The organism is Pseudarthrobacter albicanus (assembly GCF_018224015.1).
Classification (GTDB): Bacteria; Actinomycetota; Actinomycetes; order Actinomycetales; family Micrococcaceae; genus Arthrobacter; species Arthrobacter albicanus.
In genome coordinates, this window is sequence record NZ_JAGPOT010000107.1 from 1 (window position 1) to 3887 (window position 3887).

Annotated in this window: 3 protein-coding genes and 1 pseudogene; 1 reads left to right on the forward strand and 3 read right to left on the reverse strand. The window is 65.3% G+C overall.

All coding sequences use genetic code 11. The annotated features are described in order from the left end of the window. From J9611_RS18805 to J9611_RS18815, 3 genes and pseudogenes are all read right to left on the reverse strand, one after another. Positions 1-242 (reverse strand): annotated as a pseudogene (locus J9611_RS18805) (allantoinase AllB); the annotation flags it as partial. Further along, the gene (locus tag J9611_RS18810; RefSeq protein WP_211882480.1) at positions 235-987 is read right to left on the reverse strand and encodes an aspartate/glutamate racemase family protein; all 753 of its coding nucleotides are present in this window, start codon (positions 985-987) and stop codon (positions 235-237) included. The pseudogene J9611_RS18805 and the gene J9611_RS18810, both read right to left, overlap by 8 nt. A 39-nt stretch (positions 988-1026) precedes the next feature. After that, positions 1027-2511 carry an NCS1 family nucleobase:cation symporter-1 gene (locus tag J9611_RS18815; RefSeq protein ID WP_246528051.1) on the reverse strand — a complete coding sequence of 495 codons (1485 nt, stop codon included), beginning with the start codon at positions 2509-2511 and terminating at the stop codon, positions 1027-1029. Positions 2512-3158: 647 nt separating this feature from the next. Between J9611_RS18815 and J9611_RS18820 the strand changes: the two genes are divergently transcribed. Then, positions 3159-3887: glycosyltransferase (locus J9611_RS18820; protein WP_211882477.1), on the forward strand; the 729-nt coding region annotated here is incomplete at its 3' end.

A 3887-nucleotide genomic window follows, 5' to 3' on the forward strand; every position in this document is an offset into this window, starting at 1 on the left:
CCCTCCCACTCGGTCCGGCCCGGCTCATTGACGTGGACGTGGGTGTCCACCAGGCCCGGGATCAGGGTCTCATCGTCGGCGAGGTCGATGGTTTCGGCGCCGGAGAGCCCGTTGCCCAGCGGTTCCAGGGCCACGATCTTCCCGCCCCGCACACCCACCTCGCGGGCCGCGATCCCGGCGGTGGTCAGGACCCGCCGGCCCCGGATCACCAGGTCAAACTGGGGCTCTGTTGTGTCAGTCATTGGTGCTCACCTTTTCTGTGATGGATGTGGGAAACGGCCAGCCGGTCACCACTTTGGGTCGCGGCGGGGCGTAGGTGCGGACTTTCGAGGTGGACAGTCCCAGGCGCACCAGCGACTCCGCGATCGTGACCGCGGCTGCGACGCCGTCGACGACGGGGACGCCAAGCCGGGTCCGGATCTTTTCATCAAGGCCCGACATGCCGCCGCATCCGAGGACGATCACCTCTGCCTTGTCGTCTTCAACGGCGCGTTTGGCCTGGTCCAGGATGGCCTCAACCGCCCGCTCCGGGAATTCTTCAAGTTCGAGGACACCAAGGCCGCTCGCGCGGACGGAGGCACACCGCGCATCCAGCCCCGCGAGTTTCAGCCGGTCCTCGATCAGCGGGACCGTCCGGTCAAGGGTGGTGACCACCGAGTATTTGTGGCCCAGGAACATGGCCGTGCTGGCCGCCGCTTCGGTGATGTCGACGACGGGGACGTCCAGAAGCTCCTGCAGCCCCTCCCGCCCGTGCTCGCCGTAGCCGGCCTGGATGACGGCGTCGAACGGTTCCGGGTAGGCGAGAACGGCGTCCATGACCGCGATGGCCGCAAGGTAGCTTTCAAAGTTGCCCTCGCAGGAGTCGGCGCCGAACCGGGGTGTCAGGCCGACGATCTCCGTTCCGGGGGCAGCGGCCGCGCGGGCCTGGGTGGCAATTGATTCGGTCATGGACGCCGTGGTGTTGACGTTGGCGACGAGGATGCGCATGGTTACTTTCCGGTTGGCTTGCGGCATGGCTGGGGAGGCTCAGTGGAGGCTGGGGACGGCGATCGGTTCGCCGGAAACGTCGTGGAACGTCCTGTTGCGGTCCGCGATGAGGAAGTAGGCGATGGCTCCGATGCCTGCGCCGATGAACCAGGAGAACGCGGCCGCCGGTGCCAGCGCCGGGATGAAGGCGATGAGGAGCGAGATGACCGCGGCCGGGATGAAGGCTGCGACGGCCCGGGTGTTGACGCCCTTCCTGTAGTAGTAGGAGCCGTGGCTGATTTCCGTGTAGAGCTCGGGGACGTTGATCCGGGTCTTCCGGATGAGCCAGTAGTCGGCCATGATGACGCCGAACAGCGGGCCGAGGAGGGCACCCAGGCCGCCGAGGAAGTACACGATCACGGCGGGGTTGTTGTACAGGTTCCACGGCAGGATGACCAGGCCGATGATGGCGCTGACCAGGCTGGCGCGGCGGAAGTCGAGCCGCTTGGGCATGAGGTTCGTCAGTGCGTAGATGGGGGCGACGAAGTTGGCCATCAGGTTGACGGCGATGGTCAGGACCAGGAGCGCGAGGGCGGCCACCACCAGCAGGAGCGTGTTGGGGATGGACTGGACGATGTCGGAGGGGCTGCCGATGATGGCGCCGTTGATCTTGAACTGCGCTCCGGTAATGACCACCACGATGATGCCGAAGAACAACATGTTGACCGGGATGCCCCAGAAGTTGCCCTTGATGATGGACCGGCGGGTGGTCGAGGAGCGGGTGAAGTCGCAGAAGTTCAGGACGAAGGTGGCGTAGATGGAGACCCACAGCGCGCCGCCGGCGAAGATTTCACGCCACATTTCGCCTCCGGTGAGGGCGTCGTGGGTGGACAAGGCGATGGAGCCGCCGGCCTGGATGAACATCCAGATGGCGAGGCCTGCCATGGTGACCAGGATGATCGGCCCGGCGAAGGCCTCATACTTGCGGATCATGTCCATGCCGTACCGGACGATGATGACCTGGACAATCCAGAGGAGGACGAACGCCGCCCAGCCGAGGGTGGAGAGGCCCAGGATGTCATTCTTGTCGAGGTCCGCCAGTCCCGGAACCAGCGCGATGAGCAGAACCCTCAGCACCAGGGACGCCAGGTAGGTCTGGATACCGAACCACACGATGGCCACGCCGCCACGGATGAGGGCCGGGATCTGGGCGCCGTGGATGCCGAACGCGATGCGGCTCATGACGGGGAAGGGGACACCCGTCTTGTGTCCCATGAAGCCCGAAAGGGTCAGGAGCAGGAACAGCAGGACGGCGCCGACACCGAGGGCCAGCAGGATCTGCCAGGCCCCGAGACCCAGCGCGAAGAGCCCGATCGCGAAGCCGTAGTTGCCCAGGCTGTGCACGTCGTTGGCCCACAGCGTGAAGATGCTGTACGCGGTCCACCGGCGTCCGGCCATCTTCGTGGGGGCAAGATCCTGGTTATAGAGCCGGGCGCTTGTCGGCGACAAGCCCAGGGCCTCAGCACTGACCGGCGGCTCGTGCATGATGGGGTCGTGGTGCTCATGGCGGTGGTGGTCTATGGTGTCCTCGGGAATGGCTGCATCGATTGGGAGGGTCGTTTCCGGCACCAGATTCATGGAAAAGCCTTTCTGGAATTGAAGATATTTTGGGTATGCCAAATGCCGCATACAAGCAGTGGGGCTGCGGTTCTGGCTTCCGGTGGTCGGCGCGCCAGGAGATGGCAGGCACTCAAGCAGAAGGGAAGCGGGGGATCCGTCTTAAGCCGTGCGGTGTCAGCACGGTGGCGGTGGCGGTGCCGCCTGTCAATCTGAACCGGTCAGCTGCGGGGATCTGCCCACGGCGGTCGGGGTCTGAAGGCGCCGCCGGGGCGATCAGAGCTGTTCAGGAGGAGGCGCGCCGGCGCCGTATTCCTCCGGGCAGGGGCCGAACTCGCTTTCAGCCCTGCAGGTTGTGGGATGTACATGGAACTCAGACCAATCATTTGGATTCCGCCCACATCGTTGAGGACGTAAAACCACAGTAAGCCAGATCACACCATTTCACAATAGGATAACTAAATTCCACAATGTGAAAACCGTGTGAGAACCCGGGCCTTCCTGTTAACCCACTCTTCCCCTCCCGGCCATACCCGCTCCCCCGGCCCGACAGCCACCGCAAGCACCGTGGAGGGGTGAGGATCGCAATTGTGGCCGAATCATTCCTGCCGCTGATGAACGGGGTAACGCACTCGATCCTGCGGGTCCTGGAGCATCTTCAGGAGCGCGGAGACGAGGTGCTGGTGATCGCGCCGTCCACGCAGGACACCGATGTCCCGCACGAGGTGCTTGGCGCGTACATCCACCGGCTCCCCTCGGTACCCCTGGCCGGGTATGCGAATGTACGGGTGGCGTTGGGCGGTGTGTATCGGGTCAAGCGAATCCTTGCCGATTTCGCGCCCGACGTCGTCCATCTGGCGTCCCCGTTCGTGCTCGGCTGGCGGGCGGTACAGGCCGCGCACCAGCTGGGGATCCCCACGGTTGCCATCTACCAGACCGAGGTTCCCGGTTACGCCGGCCGCTATGGCGTGCCGTTCCTGGAGAACTGGGCCTGGAACCGGGTGGAGCACATCCACCTGCTGGCATCCCGGACCCTCGTGCCCTCCACTTTCGCGCTCAACCAGCTCCGCGGCCGCGGCATTCCGCGGGTGGACATGTGGCGGCGCGGCGTGGACACGCAGCGGTTCAGCCCGGAGAAGCGCGACGGCGGCTGGCGGGCCGCCGTCGCGCCGGACGGCGAGCGGATCATCGGTTATGTGGGCCGGCTCGCGGTCGAAAAACAGGTGGAGGACCTGGCAGTGCTGGCAGATGTCCCCGGCACACGCCTGGTGATCGTGGGCGACGGCCCGCAGCGGCCGGCCCTC